This is a genomic window from Streptomyces jumonjinensis, assembly GCF_009600885.1.
In the GTDB taxonomy this organism is placed as follows: domain Bacteria; phylum Actinomycetota; class Actinomycetes; order Streptomycetales; family Streptomycetaceae; genus Streptomyces; species Streptomyces jumonjinensis.
Genome location: NZ_VCLA01000207.1, coordinates 1 through 407 on the forward strand (window position 1 = coordinate 1; position 407 = coordinate 407).

General features: G+C 68.1%; 1 protein-coding gene. It reads left to right on the forward strand.

Annotated elements, in window-relative coordinates:
* Positions 1-407 (forward strand): AMP-binding protein (locus FF041_RS39930; protein ID WP_456154188.1); only part of this gene is annotated, 407 nt, incomplete at both ends.

The following is a 407-nucleotide window of genomic DNA, read 5'->3' on the forward strand; positions in this document are numbered from 1 at the left end:
GGCGTGGATGTTCTCTCGTACGGGGAGTTGGACGAGCGTTCGAATCGGCTGGCCCGGTATCTGGCGGGTGTGGGTGTGGGTCGGGAGAGTGTGGTGGGGTTGTGTCTGCCGCGTGGGGTGGACATGGTGGTGGCCCTGCTGGCGGTGTGGAAGGCCGGTGGTGCGTATGTGCCGCTGGACCCCGAATATCCGGCGGACCGCCTCGCCTACATGCTGGCGGACAGTGGCGCGACGGTTGTGCTGGCGACTTCCGCGACGGTTTCCGGGGTGCGGGGCGCCGTGGCTGAACCGGTGCTGCTGGACGAGGTAATCCAGGAGATCGCCTCGGAGTCGGCGGAGCCGCTGGCGACGGTGGTCGGCCCGGCCCAGTTGGCGTATGTGATCTATACGTCGGGTTCGACGGGGCG